The 16,598-nt window shown below is 70.4% G+C and carries 19 protein-coding genes; 8 read left to right on the top strand and 11 right to left on the bottom strand.

All coding sequences use genetic code 11. The features are described from left to right. The first annotated feature begins 32 nt into the window (after positions 1–32). A complete protein-coding gene (trpD, locus tag BC793_RS11470) occupies positions 33–1,091 on the top strand; it encodes an anthranilate phosphoribosyltransferase (protein WP_109592085.1) in 1,059 nt (352 codons plus the stop codon). 108 nt (positions 1,092–1,199) lie between these two features. Next, positions 1,200–1,406, top strand: a complete 207-nt coding sequence (locus tag BC793_RS11465; protein ID WP_109592083.1) for a hypothetical protein — start codon at positions 1,200–1,202, stop codon at positions 1,404–1,406. Positions 1,407–1,505: 99 nt separating this feature from the next. Here the strand turns inward: BC793_RS11465 and BC793_RS11460 are convergent, their stop codons facing one another. Together BC793_RS11460 and ctaC are read right to left on the bottom strand one after the other, a co-directional pair. Further along, positions 1,506–1,973, bottom strand: coding sequence for a cytochrome c oxidase subunit 4 (locus BC793_RS11460; protein ID WP_109592081.1), 468 nt, complete (start codon positions 1,971–1,973; stop codon positions 1,506–1,508). A 7-nt stretch (positions 1,974–1,980) separates the two neighbouring features. After that, the gene (gene ctaC, locus BC793_RS11455; RefSeq protein WP_109592079.1) at positions 1,981–2,907 is read right to left on the bottom strand and encodes an aa3-type cytochrome oxidase subunit II; all 927 of its coding nucleotides are present in this window, start codon (positions 2,905–2,907) and stop codon (positions 1,981–1,983) included. A gap of 157 nt (positions 2,908–3,064) precedes the next feature. Here ctaC and BC793_RS11450 point away from each other — a divergent pair, with 157 nt between their 5' ends. Continuing rightward, a complete protein-coding gene (locus BC793_RS11450; RefSeq protein WP_109592077.1) occupies positions 3,065–4,210 on the top strand; it encodes a cysteine desulfurase family protein in 1,146 nt (381 codons plus the stop codon). After that, complete coding sequence (locus tag BC793_RS11445) at positions 4,207–4,416, top strand: sulfurtransferase TusA family protein (RefSeq protein WP_109592448.1); 210 nt, start codon at positions 4,207–4,209, stop codon at positions 4,414–4,416. Before BC793_RS11450 ends, BC793_RS11445 begins: the two co-directional genes overlap by 4 nt. Here the strand turns inward: BC793_RS11445 and BC793_RS11440 are convergent. The 4 genes from BC793_RS11440 to BC793_RS11425 all read right to left on the bottom strand — a co-directional run bounded on the left by BC793_RS11440 (position 4,409) and on the right by BC793_RS11425 (position 7,622). Next, positions 4,409–4,909 (bottom strand): P-loop nucleotide/nucleoside kinase family protein, encoded by a 501-nt coding sequence (locus BC793_RS11440; RefSeq protein WP_109592075.1) that lies wholly within the window; start codon positions 4,907–4,909, stop codon positions 4,409–4,411. The two genes, BC793_RS11445 and BC793_RS11440, sit on opposite strands and share 8 nt — an antisense overlap. Before the next feature lie 18 nt (positions 4,910–4,927). Beyond that, complete coding sequence (locus BC793_RS11435) at positions 4,928–5,905, bottom strand: carbohydrate kinase family protein (RefSeq protein WP_109592073.1); 978 nt, start codon at positions 5,903–5,905, stop codon at positions 4,928–4,930. Between the two features lie 108 nt (positions 5,906–6,013). Then, positions 6,014–6,382 carry an iron-sulfur cluster insertion protein ErpA gene (gene erpA / locus BC793_RS11430; RefSeq protein ID WP_109592071.1) on the bottom strand — a complete coding sequence of 123 codons (369 nt, stop codon included), beginning with the start codon at positions 6,380–6,382 and terminating at the stop codon, positions 6,014–6,016. Positions 6,383–6,515: 133 nt separating this feature from the next. Beyond that, positions 6,516–7,622 carry a glycerate kinase family protein gene (locus BC793_RS11425; RefSeq protein WP_109592069.1) on the bottom strand — a complete coding sequence of 369 codons (1,107 nt, stop codon included), beginning with the start codon at positions 7,620–7,622 and terminating at the stop codon, positions 6,516–6,518. A 61-nt stretch (positions 7,623–7,683) separates the two neighbouring features. Between BC793_RS11425 and nadA the strand changes: the two genes are divergently transcribed. From nadA to BC793_RS11410, 3 genes are all read left to right on the top strand, one after another. After that, positions 7,684–8,862: a quinolinate synthase NadA gene (gene nadA / locus BC793_RS11420; RefSeq protein ID WP_109592067.1), complete on the top strand. Its 1,179-nt coding sequence runs from the start codon at positions 7,684–7,686 to the stop codon at positions 8,860–8,862. A gap of 207 nt (positions 8,863–9,069) precedes the next feature. Further along, positions 9,070–10,425 (top strand): UDP-N-acetylglucosamine 1-carboxyvinyltransferase, encoded by a 1,356-nt coding sequence (gene murA, locus BC793_RS11415; RefSeq protein WP_109592065.1) that lies wholly within the window; start codon positions 9,070–9,072, stop codon positions 10,423–10,425. A gap of 67 nt (positions 10,426–10,492) precedes the next feature. Then, positions 10,493–11,116 carry a DUF3043 domain-containing protein gene (locus BC793_RS11410; protein WP_109592063.1) on the top strand — a complete coding sequence of 208 codons (624 nt, stop codon included), beginning with the start codon at positions 10,493–10,495 and terminating at the stop codon, positions 11,114–11,116. Positions 11,117–11,496: 380 nt separating this feature from the next. On the opposite strand, the gene BC793_RS11405 is transcribed toward BC793_RS11410, so the two are convergent. Both BC793_RS11405 and BC793_RS52255 read right to left on the bottom strand, forming a co-directional pair. Then, on the bottom strand, positions 11,497–11,805 hold the full coding sequence (locus tag BC793_RS11405) for an AzlD domain-containing protein (protein ID WP_109592061.1): 309 nt from the start codon (positions 11,803–11,805) through the stop codon (positions 11,497–11,499). Continuing rightward, on the bottom strand, positions 11,799–12,668 hold the full coding sequence (locus BC793_RS52255; RefSeq protein WP_275416159.1) for an AzlC family ABC transporter permease: 870 nt from the start codon (positions 12,666–12,668) through the stop codon (positions 11,799–11,801). Before BC793_RS52255 ends, BC793_RS11405 begins: the two co-directional genes overlap by 7 nt. A gap of 55 nt (positions 12,669–12,723) precedes the next feature. Between BC793_RS52255 and BC793_RS11395 the strand changes: the two genes are divergently transcribed. Next, positions 12,724–13,293, top strand: a complete 570-nt coding sequence (locus BC793_RS11395) for a helix-turn-helix domain-containing protein (RefSeq protein WP_239169872.1) — start codon at positions 12,724–12,726, stop codon at positions 13,291–13,293. Between the two features lie 8 nt (positions 13,294–13,301). Here the strand turns inward: BC793_RS11395 and BC793_RS11390 are convergent, their stop codons facing one another. Genes BC793_RS11390 through BC793_RS11380 form a run of 3 tightly spaced genes read right to left on the bottom strand, consistent with a single transcriptional unit; the run spans position 13,302 to position 15,932 of the window. Beyond that, positions 13,302–14,282, bottom strand: coding sequence for an ABC transporter ATP-binding protein (locus BC793_RS11390; RefSeq protein WP_109592057.1), 981 nt, complete (start codon positions 14,280–14,282; stop codon positions 13,302–13,304). Then, positions 14,279–15,079 (bottom strand): ABC transporter permease, encoded by an 801-nt coding sequence (locus tag BC793_RS11385; RefSeq protein ID WP_109592055.1) that lies wholly within the window; start codon positions 15,077–15,079, stop codon positions 14,279–14,281. Before BC793_RS11385 ends, BC793_RS11390 begins: the two co-directional genes overlap by 4 nt. Then, positions 15,072–15,932 (bottom strand): ABC transporter permease, encoded by an 861-nt coding sequence (locus BC793_RS11380; RefSeq protein ID WP_109592053.1) that lies wholly within the window; start codon positions 15,930–15,932, stop codon positions 15,072–15,074. Before BC793_RS11380 ends, BC793_RS11385 begins: the two co-directional genes overlap by 8 nt. Positions 15,933–16,598 lie beyond the last annotated feature (666 nt).

Here is a 16,598-nt window from a genome sequence, read left to right as displayed (position 1 = left end):
CCCGCAGTTAGACCCCCGATGGAGGCAGCGCCATGGGCGCACGCACCTGGCCCAATCTGACGAGCGCACTGTTGCGTGGCGAGGAACTCGCCACGACGGACACGGCGTGGGCCATGGGCGAGATCATGGCCGGCAACGCGACCCCGGTGCAGATAGCCGGTTTCGCGGTGGCGCTGCGCGCCAAGGGTGAGACGCCGGGCGAGCTGGCCGGGCTGGTGGAGGCGATGATCGCCAATGCCACGCTGGTCGAGCTGCCGGAGGCGACCCGGACCAGTGCGGTCGACGTGGTCGGCACCGGCGGGGACCGGGCCAACACGGTGAACATCTCCACCATGGCGGCGATCGTGACCGCCTCCGCGGGCGTGACGGTGGTCAAGCACGGCAACCGCTCGGCGTCCTCCACCACCGGCACGGCCGACCTGCTCGAGCATTTCGGCCTGCCGCTGGACCTGGGCCCGGCCGGTGTGGCACGCACGGTCGCCGAGGCCGGCATCGGCTTCTGCTTCGCGGCCCGCTATCACCCCGGCATGCGGCATGCCGCGGTCACCCGGCGCGAGCTGGGTGTGCCCACGTTCTTCAACGTGCTGGGCCCACTGACCAACCCGGCCCGGCCCACATCGGCCGCGGTCGGCTGCTTCGACCCGCGGATGGCACCGGTGATGGCCCAGGTGTTCGCCCGGCGCGGCGACTCGGCGCTGGTCGTCCGCGGCGAGGACGGCCTGGACGAGTTCACCACGTCGGCGCCCACGCGGGTCTGGTTGGCCCGTGACGGCAAGGTCGAGGAGCTCCTGGTGGACTCGGTGGACCTCGGCCTCCCGCGCAGTCAGCCGGCCGATCTGCGGGGCGGCGAGGTGGCTTTCAACGCCGACGTGGCCCGCCGGACGTTCGCCGGCGAGCAGGGCCCGGTGCGGGACGCCGTGCTGCTCAACGCGGCGGCGGCGTTCGCGGCGCAGAGCGGGTTCCCGGGCGACTTCCACGAGACGCTGCGGGCCGGGATCAGGCGGGCCGCCGAGGCGATCGACTCCGGCGCCACGACCGCTCAGCTGGACCGCTGGGTGGCCGCGGCACAGGCCGCGAAGGCCGCCGAGTAACCGGGAATTCCTTCAACACGCCGTTGGTAATACCCCAGATCGCCCGATTTACGTGACAACGTCTGAATGACATTCGGGTAATTTGACCTTCCCGCGAAGGAGAGACCCGTGCAGGAACGCGAACTCCGCTGCGTCATCTGCGACGGCGACATGCTCTTCGAGGTGCCGCCCTGCGAGGACGGCCACGACGACTGCCCGGAGCTGGTCTGCACCCGCTGCGGGGCGGCCGAGGTGGTCGCCCCGATCGTCGTCCACCTCTGGAAGCCCGGCGAGAAGACCAGGCGCGTCGCTCCCCAGCAGCGATCGGCCGCCTGACCGCGGTCACCGGGTGGCCGTTCACAGCGGCCGCCGGGTCCCCGGCAACGCGAAAGCCCGCACCACCGACCGGGGTGCGGGCTTTCAGCGTGATCAGAACTACAGGTGCGCTTCCGGGTGGCGGGTGCCCGAGTAGTACTCGAAGAGCAGACCGCACGCGGTGAAGATCACCGCGATCAGGCCGAAGGCCACCAGCCACCACATCCAGAACACCAGGCCGATGCCGGCCACCGCGGCGGCCAGGGCGATGCCGAACGGCCAGTAGCTGCCCGGGCTGAAGAAGCCGACCTCGCCGGCGCCCTCGGCGATCTCGCCGTCTTCCCGGTCCTCCGGACGCAGGTCGATACGGCGGGCCACGAACCAGAAGAAGCCGGCGCACATCGTGCAGAGCAGTCCGGAAAGGATCAGCGCCACGACGCCCACCCACTCGACCCCACCGCGGAACCCGGCCGGATCGACGTCGGTTCCGGAGATGTTGCCGGTGTTGTGCGTGTAGACGCCGTAGACGGCAGCCGCACCGAACAGGAAGGCGGCGACCGCGGCGAAGATCTTGTATTCGGTCCTCACGACAGTCCTACTTCCCCGCTGCTACGGTCTCGGGCGAGTTCCAGGTGTGCGACTGGCGCCGGGTGTTGAACGGCGAGGTCCTGGTCGCATACGGGTCTTCGCCGATCTCGGTCAGCGCGTCCTGGGTCGACTTGCCGGCCTTGCGCGCCGCAAGGTACTGGTCGAACTCTTCCGACGAGACGGTGACCAGCTCGAAGTTCATGAAGGCGTGGTATGTCCCACACAGCTCGGCGCACCGGCCGACGTAGCGGCCCTCCTTGTCGAGGGTCACCTCGAAGACGTTGCGCACGTTGCCGGGGAACACGTCCCGCTTGAACAGCATCTCCGGCACCCAGAACGAGTGGATGACGTCCCTGCTGGTCTCCTCGAACCGGATCGTCTCACCGACCGGCAGCACCAGGATCGGGATCACGTCGGACGAACCGACGGTCGACGCGACCGTCTCGGCCTGCTCGCCCATCCCGTCGCGGTAGTTGAACTGCCAGTTCCACTTGAACGCGACGACCTCGACGACCTGGTCGGGGTTCTTCGACAGCTTGTCGACATTGGTCTGCACGATCGCGGTGTAGTAGAAGAGCACCGCGACGATCAGCACCGGCGTGACCGTGTAGAGGATCTCCATCGGCATGTTGAACCGGGTCTGCACGGGCAGCTCTTCGCCGCGCTTCCGATACCGGATCACACACCAGAAGATCAGACCCCACACGCCGAACCCGACCACCAGGGCCGCGATCGTCGACGCGATCCACAGGTCATACATCTCATGTGCCTGGAGGCTGATGCCCCGGCTCGGCCAGCCGAAGTGGCCGAACGCATCTCCCCAGTCCGCGATCGAACAGCCCGAGAGCAGCGTCAGCAGCGTCGCGCCGCCGAGACCCAGCCCGGCCGCCCGGCCTACTGCCCGCGGCCTCGTGGCCGAACTCCTTGCGCCCACCTGCTTCTGCCTCCTTAGCAGCGCCGCCTGCCGAAACCGGACACCTGGCGGCAAGGCTCACCGACGGTCGCACACTACTCGACCAGGAACGGCCCGCCCGCCACCGGGGGGACCGTCGCGGAAAACACCCGGACAACCGGACGATACCGTTCCCTGTGTGGATTACACAGGCGATCCGGCCGGGGCGCATGCTTACCTCGACGCCGCTACCGCGGCGCCTCTGCATCCGGTAGCCCGCGAGGCCCTGCTCGCCTCCCTGGCCGACGGGTGGGCCGACCCCTCCCGGCTCTACGCGGCCGGGCGGCGGGCCCAGCAGTTGCGCGACGCGGCCACCGCGGTGGTCGCCGAGCTTCTGGGGGTACGCCCGGACGAGCTCACCTTCTGGCCGTCCGGGACCGCGGCGGCGCAGGCGGCGGTGCTCGGCGGACTGGGCGGGCGGAAACGGGCCGGCCGCACCCTGGTCCACTCGGCGATCGAGCACTCGGCCGTGCTGCACGCGGCCCGCACCACCGAGGCCGTCGAGGTCGGCGTGGACCGGCTCGGCCGGCTCGACCTGGCGGCCTGGGCGTCCGCGGTCGCCGGCGACGGGGTGGCCCTGGCGAGCCTGATCAGCGCCAGTCACGAAGTGGGAACGATTCAGCCGGTGGCCGCCGCGGCGGAACTGTGCTCGGAGGCGGGGGTGCCGCTGTTCGTGGACGCGGCGCAGACCGTGGGCCGGGCGGAGCTGCCGGCCGGCTGGTCGCTGCTGAGCGCCAGCGCGCACAAGTGGGGCGGCCCGCCCGGAGTGGGTGTGCTGGCCGTCCGCAAAGGTGTGCGCTGGCTCTCACCGTACCCTCAGGATGATCTTCATCGCCCCGGTAACCCGGGCGCGCTCGGCCTGCCGCAGGTGGTCGCGGCGGCCGCGAGCCTGCGCGCCGCGGTGGGTGAGGCGGCGGCCGAGGCGGTACGGCTGGGCGCGCTGGTGGACCGGATCCGGGACCGCGTCGCGGCGACCGTGCCGGACGTGGAGATCGTCGGCGACCCGGTCGGCCGGCTGCCGCACCTGGTGACCTTCAGCTGCCTGTACGTGGACGGCGAGGCGCTGCTGCACGCCCTGGACCGGCACGGCTTCGCGGTCTCGTCGGGATCGTCGTGCACGTCCTCGACGCTGCGGCCCAGTCACGTGCTGGAGGCGATGGGGGTGCTCAGCCACGGCAACGTGCGGGTGTCGCTGCACCGGGACACCACCGCGGCCGACGTCGAGAGATTCCTCACGGTATTGCCGGGTCTGGTCGCGGACATCCGGAAGGAGGCCGGGTTCTGATCACCCTCGACTGCCGTGGGCTGCGCTGCCCGATCCCGGTGATCCGGCTGGCCAAGGCGATGCCCGGGGTCGCCGTCGGCGAGATCGTGCGGGTGCTCGCCGACGACCCGGCCGCGGCCAACGACATCCCCGCCTGGTGCCGGATGAAGGGCCAGGAGTTCGTCGCGGCCGACGGCCACGCCTTCGACGTCCGCCGCCTCAGCTGAGGTAGTCGATCACCTGGGGCACGGGCTCCTTGGCCAGGTAGGTGTCGACGACCAGGCGCGGGCCCAGGTACGGCTCGTACTCGGCCTGGCGCTCCAGGACCCGCACCCAGTCCGGGATGCCCTCGTGGTCGCGGGCCTGATAGCGCTCCTCGACCCGGCGCCGGTGCTCGATGTCGTCGCCGCAGACCACCTCGACGACCCGCAACGGCACCGCCATCCGCTCGGCCAGGTCGGTCCACAGCTCCCGGGCCGCCTTGACCGGGTTCACCGCGTCGATGATCACGTGGTGGCCGATTCTGATCTGTTCCTCGGCGAGCGCGGCCACGACGCCGTAGGCGGCGAGACCGGGCCGGGGTTCGTGCACCCCGTACCGCTGCAGGGTGAAGTCGACGATGTCGACCGCCAGGACCGCCGCGGGCAGCTCGGCTGCGACCGCGGCGGCCAGGGTGCTCTTGCCGACTCCGGGGAGACCGGCGAAAACCGCTAGAACCATGACTTGAGGTCTACGCCCTCATGCGGGGAGGAAGGGCGTGATCTCGGCAGCCGCCACGTCGCCGTACGCCGCCGCGAACCGCTTGCCGAAGTCGGCGGCCCTGATGTCGTACTCCTGGGTGCCGACCGTCTCCAGCACCAGGGCGGCGACCAGCGAACCCACCTGCGCGGCCCGCTCCAGCCCGAGGCCCCACGACACGGCCGAGAAGAAGCCGGCCCGGAAGCCGTCACCGACGCCGGTCGGGTCCTCACCGATCACGCCCGGGACGACCGGCACGTGGATCCGCTCGATGTCGCGGCCGGTGATCTCCACACCGTCCTTGCCGAGCGTGGTGACCCGGATTCGGACGTGCTCCAGCACCTGATCGGCGGTGAGCTCGGCCTTGGTCTCCAGCAGCGACCGCTCGTACTCGTTGGTCATCAGGTACTCCGCGCCGCTGATCAGGCTCAGCACGTCGGACCCGCTCATCCGGGCGAGCTGCTGCGACGGGTCGGCGATGAACCGGTACCCGCGGGTGCGGCACTCCTCCGAGTGGCGGATCATCGCGGCCGGGTCGTTCGCGCCGACCAGCACCAGGTCGAGGCCGCCGGCCCGCTCATACACCGGGGCGAGCTCGATGTTGCGCGCCTCGGCCATCGCACCCGCGTAGAACGAGGCGATCTGGTTGAGGTCGTCGTCGGTGGTGCAGACGAACCGGGCGGTGTGCGCCACGTCGCTGATGTGCACCGAGTCGCAGTCGACCCCGTGCCGCTCCAGCCACGACCGGTAGTCGGCGAAGTCGGCACCGACCGCACCGACCAGGATCGGCCGCAGACCCAGCTTGGCCATCCCGAAGGCGATGTTGGGGGCCACGCCACCGCGCCGGACCACCAGGTCGTCGACGAGGAAGGACAGCGAGACCTTGTGCAACTGGTCGGCGATGAGCTGCTCGGCGAACCTGCCGGGGAAGTGCATCAGGTGGTCGGTGGCGATCGAGCCGGTGACGGCGATCTTCATTTCGGCCCTCGGGGGTCGGGAAACAGGGGCGTTACGGGTTGAGACTACCGGTCGGTTACAGCGAACAGGCCGCCCCGTGAACGGGACGGCCTGTTCGTAAGGTGCTGCTCAGTGGAACGAGTCACCACAGGCGCAGGAGTTCTGCGCGTTCGGGTTGTCGATCGTGAAGCCCTGAGCGTCGATCCGGTCGGCGAAGTCGATCGTCGCGCCCGCAAGATACGGAGCGCTCATCCGGTCCACCACGACCTCGACGCCGTCGAAGTCGCTGACGACGTCCCCGTCGAGGGACCGCTCGTCGAAGAAGAGCTGGTAGCGCAGGCCGGAGCAGCCACCGGGCTGTACGGCGATACGCAGGCGCAGGTCATCGCGCCCTTCCTGCTCGATCAGGGCCTTGACCTTCACCGCGGCGACGTCGGTGAGGTTGATGCCGGACGGGGCAGTCGCCTCGGTCGACTCGGTGTGCGCTTCAGTGGTCACTAGGTATCTCCCTGCCAGGTGCGGTCATGTGCCGTACCAGGCAACGCTAACCCCAATCCCCGGGATTCCCAATCCGGGGAACCCGTCGACCGCCCCGGCCCCCACCCCTGAAACGGAATGAAAGCCTTCTCCCCTACCTGCTCCACTGCCCGGCCAGGCGCGTGGCGATTTCCCGCAGCCCACGGGCGGGTTCGGCGAGAGCCGTCTCGACGCTGCCGAAATGCTCCACGAGAGTGTGCGTCTCGGTGACCCCGGCGGCCGACGCCTCCCGCTGACCGGTCTCGTTGCGCCCGGCCAGCACCACGCACGGCAGGCCACGGTCGCGGGCACCGGCCGCGATCCCGGCCACCACCTTGCCCCGCAGCGACTGGTGATCGAACGAACCCTCGCCGGTGATCACCAGGTCGGCGGCGTCCAGCTCCCGGTCCAGGCCGATCAGATTCGTGACCAGGTTGATACCCGAGGTCACCCGGCCACCGAGCGCGATCAGGGCCGCGCCGATCCCGCCGGCCGCGCCGCCGCCCGGCTGCACGGCCAGGTCCTTGAGGTCGAAGGCGCGCTCCAGCACCCCGGCGAAGTGTTCCAGCGCCGCGTCCAGGAGCAGCACGTCCTCGCGGGAGGCGCCCTTCTGCGGGCCGAAGACGTTGCTGGCGCCGTGCAGGCCGGTCAGCGGGTTGTCGACGTCGGTCGCGGCGACCAGGCGAACCTGGCGCAACTGGGGCACCCCGCCGAGCGAGGCCGCGTCGATCAGGACGGCACCGCCGTACGGCAGGGCGTAGCCGGTCCCGTCGAGCGGGGCGGCACCCAGAGCGGCCAGCATGCCGGCGCCGCCGTCGTTGACCGCCGAACCGCCGAGGCCGACGACGACCTCGGCGGCGCCGGACTCCACGGCGGCGGCGAGCAGCAGGCCCAGGCCGTACGAGGTGGTCCGTCTCGGGTCCCGCTCCTCGGGCGCCAGCAGGTGCAGGCCGCACGCCTGGGCGCTCTCGACGTAGGCGACGCCGCCGGCCAGCAGGATCTCGCCGCTGGCCGGACGGCCCAGCGGGTCGACCGTGTCGACCGGGATGCGACGGCCGTCCAGGGCGGCGGCCAGCACCTCGACGAAACCGGGGCCGCCGTCGGCCAACGGGCGCTGAACGAGGACGTCACAGGGAACAGACCAGCCGTCGGCGACGGCCCGGGCGACATCGGGGGCGGAAAGGGTCCCGGCGAACTTGTCCGGACAGATCAGTACGCGCACACCCGCGAGTGTGGCAGCACACTCTCCGGGGCGCAGCTACCGTCTCATTCGCTGTGCAACGATGGCTGGCGTGACGTCGACCTGGACCGAACCCTCGAACACCCCGCTCACCCTGCTCCTGCTCGGCAAGGGCACCGATCCGGCGAGCGAGCGCGGGGTGGACTGCCCCGGTGATCTGCCCGCCCCCAGCGACCCGGATCTGGTGGCCCGGGCCACCGCGGCGAAGGCGGCGCTCGGCGACCGGGTGTTCGTGCTCGGTCACCACTACCAGCGTGACGAGGTCATCCAGTTCGCCGATGTCACCGGCGACTCGTTCAAGCTCGCCCAGCAGGCCGCGGCCCGCCCGGACGCCGAGTTCATCGTGTTCTGTGGTGTGCACTTCATGGCCGAGAGCGCGGACATCCTCACTCAGCCTTCGCAACGCGTCATCCTGCCGGACCTCGCCGCGGGTTGCTCGATGGCCGACATGGCCGTGCTGGGTCAGGTCGAGACGGCCTGGGAGCACTTCCAGGACCTCGGCATCGTCGACCAGATCGTCCCCGTGACGTACATGAACTCCTCGGCCGACATCAAGGGCTTCGTCGGCCGCAACTCCGGTGTGGTCTGCACCTCGTCCAACGCCAAGCGCGCCCTGGACTGGTCGTTCGAGCAGGGTTCCAAGGTGTTCTTCCTGCCCGACCAGCACCTCGGCCGCAACACCGCCGTGCTGGAGATGGGTTTCGAGCTGGACGACTGCGTCCTCTACGACCCGCACAAGCCGAACGGTGGCCTCACCGACGAGCAGCTGATCAACGCGCGGATGATCCTGTGGCGCGGGCACTGCTCGGTGCACGGCCGGTTCACCATCGACAGCGTCCGCGAGGTCCGCGAGCGCGTCCCCGGCGTCAACGTGCTGGTCCACCCCGAGTGCCGGCACGAGGTGGTCCGGGCCGCCGACCAGGTCGGCTCGACCGAATACATCATCAGGGCTCTCGACGCGGCGCCGGCCGGTTCGGCGTGGGCGGTGGGCACCGAGCTCAATCTGGTACGCCGGCTCGCGCTCGCCCACCCGGACAAGCAGGTCATGTTCCTCGACCGGACGGTCTGCTACTGCTCCACCATGAACCGCATCGACCTCCCCCACCTGGTCTGGACGCTGGAGGAACTCGTCGCCGGGCGGGTGCCGAACGTCATCACGGTCGACGAGAAGACCGCGCACGACGCGCGCATCGCGCTCGACCAGATGCTCGCCCTGCCGTAACCGTGGGTAGTCAAACGAATCCACCCACATGGCTGATTCTTTAAGCGCGCCTTAGTCAACAGCATTTAAACGGCGTTTCAACGCTCGCCGAGGCTGCCGTGGTTGTCACTCAGCGCTATGCTTCCCCGGTTGCAGGATCGGGTACCCCCGCCCGCGCTCTGCTTTTCGTCTTCTGGGCGTTCGCGCGCCCACCGGCTGGAGGTTACGTTGACCGACGACGTCCTGATCGTGCACGGCGGTACGCCGCTGCAGGGACAGATCCGGGTCCGTGGCGCCAAGAATCTCGTATCCAAGGCCATGGTGGCCGCGCTGCTCGGCGAGTCGCCGAGCCGCCTCTTCGACGTTCCGCGCATCCGCGACGTGGAAGTGGTCAGCGGTCTCCTCGAGCTGCACGGTGTGAAGGTCACCGCCGGCATCGAGGAGGGCGAGCTGGTGATGGACCCCACCAACGTGGAGTCCGCCAGCACCGACGAGATCAACGTGCACGCGGGTTCGAGCCGCATCCCGATCCTGCTCTGCGGCCCGCTGCTGCACCGGCTCGGGCACGCGTTCATCCCGGACCTGGGTGGCTGCCACATCGGCCCGCGCCCGATCGACTTCCACATCAAGGCACTGCGCGAGTTCGGCGCGGTCGTCGACAAGACCCCCGAGGGCATGCACCTGAGCGCCCCGAACGGTCTGCACGGCGCCAAGCTGGAGCTGCCGTACCCGAGCGTCGGCGCGACCGAGCAGGTGCTGCTCACCGCGGTCCGCGCGGAGGGCGTCACCGAGCTGCGCAACGCCGCCATCGAGCCGGAGATCATGGACCTCATCTGCATCCTGCAGAAGATGGGCGCCATCATCACCGTGCACACCGACCGGGTCATCGAGATCCAGGGCGTGCCCCGGCTGTACGGCTACGAGCACAAGCCGATCCCGGACCGGATCGAGGCCGCCAGCTGGGCCGCCGCCGCGCTCGCCACCCGTGGCGAGATCGAGGTCGTCGGTGCCCGCCAGGCCGACATGATGACGTTCCTGAACGTCTTCCGCTCCATCGGTGGTGAGCTGAAGATCACCGACGACCGGGTGGCCCGTGAGGGCGTCAGCGGAGCCGAGGGCGGCATCAAGTTCTGGCACCCCGGCGGCGAGCTCAAGGCCGTCGCGCTGGAGACCGACGTACACCCCGGTTTCATGACCGACTGGCAGCAGCCCCTGGTGGTCGCGCTGACCCAGGCCCGCGGCATCTCGATCATGCACGAGACGGTGTACGAGCAGCGGCTCGGCTACACCGAGGCGCTGAACCAGATGGGCGCCACCATCCAGGTCTACCGGGACTGCCTCGGCGGTACCCCGTGCCGGTTCGGCCGCCGCAACTTCATGCACTCCGCGGTCATCGCCGGCCCGTCCAAGCTGCACGCGGCCGACCTGCGCATCCCCGACCTGCGGGCCGGGTTCGCGCACCTGATCGCCGCACTGGCCGCCGAGGGCACCTCGCGGGTCTACGGCGTCGATCTGATCAAGCGCGGCTACGAGGACTTCGAAGCCAAGCTGTCCGCCCTCGGCGCCCACGTCGAGCGGCCCTGATCAGCGATTTCGTCACGATCGACGGCGCGGTGTATGACACACCGCGCCGTTTGGCTACGCTTCTGGGGTGTCCCCGCTGTTTCGCCGCAAGTCCGCTGACCTCGTCGCCGACGCCACCGCCTCGGTGACCGAGGACGAGTCCGTCACGGCCCACCGCAAGGGCTACACCCCCAGCAAGAAAGAGCTGGGCGTGGTCACCCCGAAACGGACCGTCCAGGGCCGCCGCGTCCAGGATCCGGCGCCCGCCAACCGCAAAGAGGCCTACAAGCAGCTCCGTGAGCGGCAGCGGGCCGAGCGGCTCGAGGCGTCCGAGGGCATGCGCAACGGCGACGAGCGCTACCTGCTCGCCCGTGACCGCGGCCCGGAGCGCTCGCTCGTTCGCGACCTCGTCGACTCCCGGCGTACCGCGGGGTCGTATTTCATCGCCGGTGCGGTCATCGTGCTGATCGGCTCGTCGGTCGCGATCCCGGCGGTGCAGCTCGCCAGCAACCTGCTGTGGGCCGGTCTGGCGCTCGCCGTCCTCGTCGACAGCATCTTCATCAGCCGGCGCATCAAGAAGCAGATCCGCACCCGCTTCCCGGACACCACGCAGAAGCTCGGTTCGCTGTACTTCTACGGCATCATGCGTGGCCTGACGTTCCGCCGCATGCGGGTCCCGAAGCCGAAGGTCGAGCTGGGCGCCAGCGTCTGAGTCCGCTCTGTCTGATCCGCTCTTCCCGAACGCGGAGGCCTGACGGCCTCCGCGTTTCTCAGCTGGTGCCCACCGCTGTCTCAACACGCCTGAGACAACGGTGGAAGCCAGCCACAACCTCACGGCTGGTCCCCACCGTCGTCTCAACACGCCCGAAACAGCGGTACCAGCCAGCCACAACCACCCGGCTGGCTCCCACCGTCGTCTCAACACGCTTGAGACAGCGGTAGCAACCAGCCACAACTTCACGGCTGGTCCCCACCTCCCCACCGTCGTCTCAACACGCTTGAGACAGCGGTAGCGACCAGCTAGGGCCTCCGGCTGGTTCCCACCGCTGTCTCGGTGCGTCTGAGACAGCGGTGGGGACCAGCCGGGGGTGGTCAGTCGAGGCCGGCCAGGCGGAGCAGGGCGGTCACCGCGGCGGCGGCGATCACCACCACGACGAACGGGGCCTTGCGCCATGCCAGCAGGGCGCCGGCCAGGACGCCGGCCGGGCGGGCGAAACCGGCGAACTCGCTGCCGGCCATCAGCGTGGCCGTCGCGGCGAGTGCCGCCAGCAGGGCGGCTGCTGACATCGGCAGCATCCGTTGCAGGGACGTGGAGAGTTCCAGGCGGTCGCGGAGCAGGACACCGCTCAGGCGGAAGGCGTAGGTGCCGGCGGCCAGCACCAGGATGGCGGCGATCAGCATCGCTCCCCCTCAGAGACGTCACCGTCAGCGGATGTGGTGGCCGCACGCGCCGGGCCCGCGGCCGCAGATTCCGGGCCGGCGGCCGCAGATTCCGGGGCGGCGGTAGGGCGGTTACCGGCGGTGGGCTCGGAACTATGGGTGGCGGTGGGGCCGCTGTCGGCGGTGGGTGCTGGGGGTGCGGCGGCCGCGGCGGGGTGGTTTCGGGGGGTGGGGCGGAGGAGGACCAGGAGGCCTAGGAGGGCGCACATCACTGGGAGGCCGGCGGGGAGTACGGGGGTCAGCAGGACGGCGAGGGCCGCGCCGGTGAGGGCCACCAGGCGGGTTTCGCGGTCGCGGAGTGACGGCAGGATCAGGGCGATCAGGCCGGCGGGGAAGGCGGCGTCGAGGCCGAGGGCGTCCGGGTCGCCGGTGGCACCGCCCAGCAGGACGCCGAGGAGCACGCCGGTGTTCCAGGCGACGAACAGGCTTCCGCCGACCAGCCAGTAGACGCGGCGGCGGGCGGCCGGGTCGGATTCGGCCAAGGCGAAGGCGACGGTCTCGTCGGTCATCAGGTGGCTGCCGACGAGACGGTCCCGCCAGCGGGTGCCGATGGTGTCGGCGACGGCCAGGCCGAAGGGCAGGTGGCGGGCGTTGAGCAGCAGGCCGGCCAGGACGGCGGCGACCGGGTTGCCGGCGGCGAGCAGGCCGACCGCCAGGAACTGGGCACCACCGGCGAAGATCAGCACCGACATGACGACCGGGACCCAGGCGGGCAATCCGTACGCGATCGCGATGGCCCCGAAGGAGGCGCCGACCGCCAGTGACGCGGCGGCCAGCGCACCGATGTCACGTAGTTGGGCGCGCGTTCGATATAACGTCCCCATAGTTCGACATGCTGAACGACTGGCAAGGCGTTCGTCAAACCGAACACTTGGACCGATGGAGCGAACAATGCAGCAACCGGCACCGCCGCTGGCCGTCATCGCCGCCGCCCTGCGCCGGGAACGGGACCGGGCCGGGATCTCCCTCGCCGAGCTGGCCCGTCGCGCCGGGCTGGCCAAGTCGACGCTGTCCCAGCTGGAGTCCGGCGCCGGGAACCCGAGCATCGAGACGCTCTGGGCGCTCGGCGTGGCCCTCGGTGTCCCGTTCAGCCGGCTGGTCGAGCCGCCGCCGTCACCGGTGCGCGTGGTCCGGGCCGGCAGCGGTCCCCGGCTGCGCGCCGAGGGGGCCGACTTCTACGGCACCCTGCTGGCCGCCGGTGTACCGGGCACCCGCCGGGACGTCTACGTGCTCGAACTGGAGCCGGGAGCACGGCGTGACGCCGAACCACACATTCCGGGCAGCGTCGAGCACATGGTGGTGTCGGCCGGCCGGATCCGTACCGGGCCGGCCGACGAACTGGTCGAGGTGGGGCCGGGTGACTATGTGACGTTCGCCGGTGATGTGCCGCACAGCTACGAGGCACTGGAGCCGGGGTCGTGGGCGGTCCTGATCATGGAGCACCGGTAGACCCCGGCTCACACGGTGCCGGTGGGCGGCGGATCCCCGTCGCGGGCGGTGTAGAGGCGGGCCACCACGTCCTCGATGTCCGGCTCGAGGAGCGACAGGTCGCGAACCGGGACCGCGGCGACCAGGGCGGCCACGGCGGCGGCCGCCGTCGTGGACTCCAGCGCGAACGTCACCCGATGACCATTCGCGGTCACCGCGGTCAGCACGGCGCCCGGGAGCGCGAAGTCCGGCGGCAGAGGCTGTTCGAGATCGGCGACCAGGCTGCGGCGGGAACCGTACCGGGCGTGCAGCGCATCGATGCTGCCGTCGTGCACCACCCGGCCGTGATCGATCACCACGAGACGCTCGCAGAGCCGCTCGATGTCGGCGAGGTCGTGGGTGGTCAGCACCAGGGTCACGTCGCCGGTCGCGCCCAACTCGGCCAGGAACGAGCGGACCGCCTGCTTGCTGACCACGTCCAGGCCGATCGTCGGCTCGTCCAGGAACAGCACCTCGGGTCCGTGCAACAGGGCCGCGGTCAGTTCGCCGCGCATCCGCTGGCCCAGCGACAGCTGCCGGACCGGGGTGTCCAGGAAGTCGTCCAGGTCGAGCAGGGCCCGGCAGCGCTTCAGACGGGCGGCATGATCCGCCGGCGGCACCCGGTAGATGTGCCGGAGCAGCTCGAACGACTCCCGCAACGGCAGGTCCCACCACAGTTGCGAACGCTGGCCGAAGACCACACCGATGCGCAGCGCGAGTTTCGTGCGCTGCGGCACCGGAGCCAGCCCGCACACCGACACCTCGCCCGACGACGGGGTCAGCACGCCGGTGAGCATCTTCAGGGTGGTCGACTTCCCGGCACCGTTCGGGCCGATGTAGCCGACCATCTCACCCCGATCGATCGTCAGGCTGACCCCGTCCACGGCCGCTACCGTCCGCTTCTTGCGTCGAAGACGGCCGGCCTTGATCCGTACCGTGAAATCTTTTTTGAGGTCCTGCATTCTGATCATGAGCCGGTACTCCGGTAGTGACGGATGCCGGTGCGCCAGACGCCGGCGGCGATGGCCGCCGCGCAGAGCGCGACCAGCGGAGACAGGAAACCGGCCCAGGCCGGCAGGCCGAGCGGATCGGCCCGGCCGAGCAGCGCGAGCGCCGGCTGGTAGGCGACGAAACCGAAACCGAGGCCGTACGCGAACACGTTGCGGAACCAGCTGCCGTAAACCGAGATGGGGTACGAGGTGAAGTCGCGCCCGCCGTAGGTGAAGGCGGCGCCGATCTCCCCGGAGTCGACCCACCAGAACGCCAGGCTCGCGCTGACCACGAAGATCGAGCCGAAGAAGACCGCCGCCGCGATCGGGGTGATCACCATCAGCAGGACCCGGCCCGGCGTCCAGTCGATGGGGTTGGCGGCGACCGCCAGACCCAGCACCGTGAACCCGAACAGCACGCGCAGCAGCTTGCGCACCGGCAGATCCATCAGCAGCAGCTGCGGCAGCGCGGGCAGCGGCCGGACCAGCACCGCGTCCAGGGTGCCGGCACGCACGTAGGTCTTCAGCCGGTCCACATTGCCGACGGTGAGATCGGCCAGCGCGAACCCGGCCGCACTCAGCCCCACGATCAGCATCGCCTCCCGCAGCCGGAAACCGCCGACCTCCGGGGTCGCCTGGAACAGCACCAGCACGGTCAGCACGTCGAAGACCGTCGCGCCCGCGTTCCCGAGCATCTCCACCAGGAACGACGCCCGGTACGAGGTGGCCGACCGCCACTGCGCCGCCCCGAGCGCCGCGAACGCCCGCAGCTCACCCACCCTGCACCACCAGGCGTTTCTCGGCCCGCCGCTGCACCAGCCCGGCCAGCCCCAGAAGCACCGCCGCCCAGAGGACCTGGAGACCCACCAGGGCGGCCTGGAGCGCCGGGCCGTCCCGCTCGGCGATCACGTCCAGTGGCGTCTGCAACAGGCTCGGCAGCGGCGTCGCCACCCACAACACCAGCACGATCTCCTCCGGGAGCAGGCGCAACGGGAAGTACAGGCCGCCCAGCACACCGGAACCCAGCGTCCACAAGGTGATCGGGCCGCGCGCGTCCTGCAGCCAGTAGGCCGTCGCGTTCACGACATAACGGCAGCCGAAGCAGATCACCACGGCCAGAATCACCGAGACCGCGAACAGCGGCACCGTCTGCCACCGGGCCGGGGTGTGCAACGGGAAGAACAGCGCACCGGCCAGCAGCGGCGGACCGAACCTGGTCAGCATGCAATACAGCGCCCGGCCCAGATCGGCCGCCAGATAGCCGGTCACCGGAGCGATCGGACGTAACAGGTCGGCCGCGATGTCGCCGGAACGGATCCGATCGGCCAGTTCGGTCCAGCCCCAGATGCCGATGACACTCAGTAGACCCTGACCGACCCAGACGTAGAGCGCGAGCTGTCCGGCGTCGTACCCTCCGGGCCGCTGCCCGGCCGCCTCCTCAGCCACCGCTAGCAGCACGTAACAGCGAAGGAAGCCGAACACGATGTTGGTGAACGTTCCGGCTATGGTGGCTTGCCGGTAGGTGGCGTACCGCCGGAAACCCGACCCGGTCAGCGCGCCGAAAGTAGTGACTGAAGCGCGGAACGGACCGATTCGAGAGATCGTCGGCACGCTGGCGTCTCGCTGGTCCACGCCGTTAATCTCCTTTACAGACCCTCGCGACGGAGCCGGGCGACTCTACGCGGGTCCCCGGCCGGGCGCGGCTCATTTTCTGACAAGGTGGAGTTCGCCGTGACGGAGCGTTGCCATTCGACGGGTAACCCGTGGGCCGCCCGATGAACGGATGGGGCTCCCGGCCGGGCGACAGCTGGGAGGACGAGCCCGCCTGGGTCTACGAGATCACCTGGGAATGGGAACCGCTGCCCGGGCAGCGCTATCCCGGCGACCCCGGGCGGCGCAAGGCCGTGCACACACCGGTCTACGAGGCGTCGCGCGGCGGTTCGGCGCCGGCCAGCTCCACGCCGGTGAGCCCCGCGGGCCGCGCGTCGGTCCCCGGTTCGTCGCGGTCCGGGCCTGCCGATCAAAATCAGTCACGGTACGAGGAAACGCGCCCCGACTCCCGCGGACCGGGCGCCGCGCCGCAACCGCCCCGGGACGAACCGTCCTGGAACCGGCCCGTACCCATGCCCAACCCGCCGCCGGACCAGCGCCGTGGCGTTCCCGTCTACGGCTCGGCGGGTCCCTCCTCCCCCGCACCCGGGCATCCGTCGTCGGCCCCGGTCTCGCCAGGGCACGGTGGTCGGCCGGCCGCGGGACGTGCGCCCCAGGCCCCGGCGGCTGAGGCGGGCGGCTGGGGCC

Origin of the sequence: Actinoplanes xinjiangensis (assembly GCF_003148685.1) — a bacterium.
Taxonomy (GTDB): Bacteria; Actinomycetota; Actinomycetes; order Mycobacteriales; family Micromonosporaceae; genus Actinoplanes; species Actinoplanes xinjiangensis.
The sequence above is the reverse complement of the archived record's forward strand: the minus strand, read 5'-3'. Positions and strand labels throughout refer to the sequence as shown.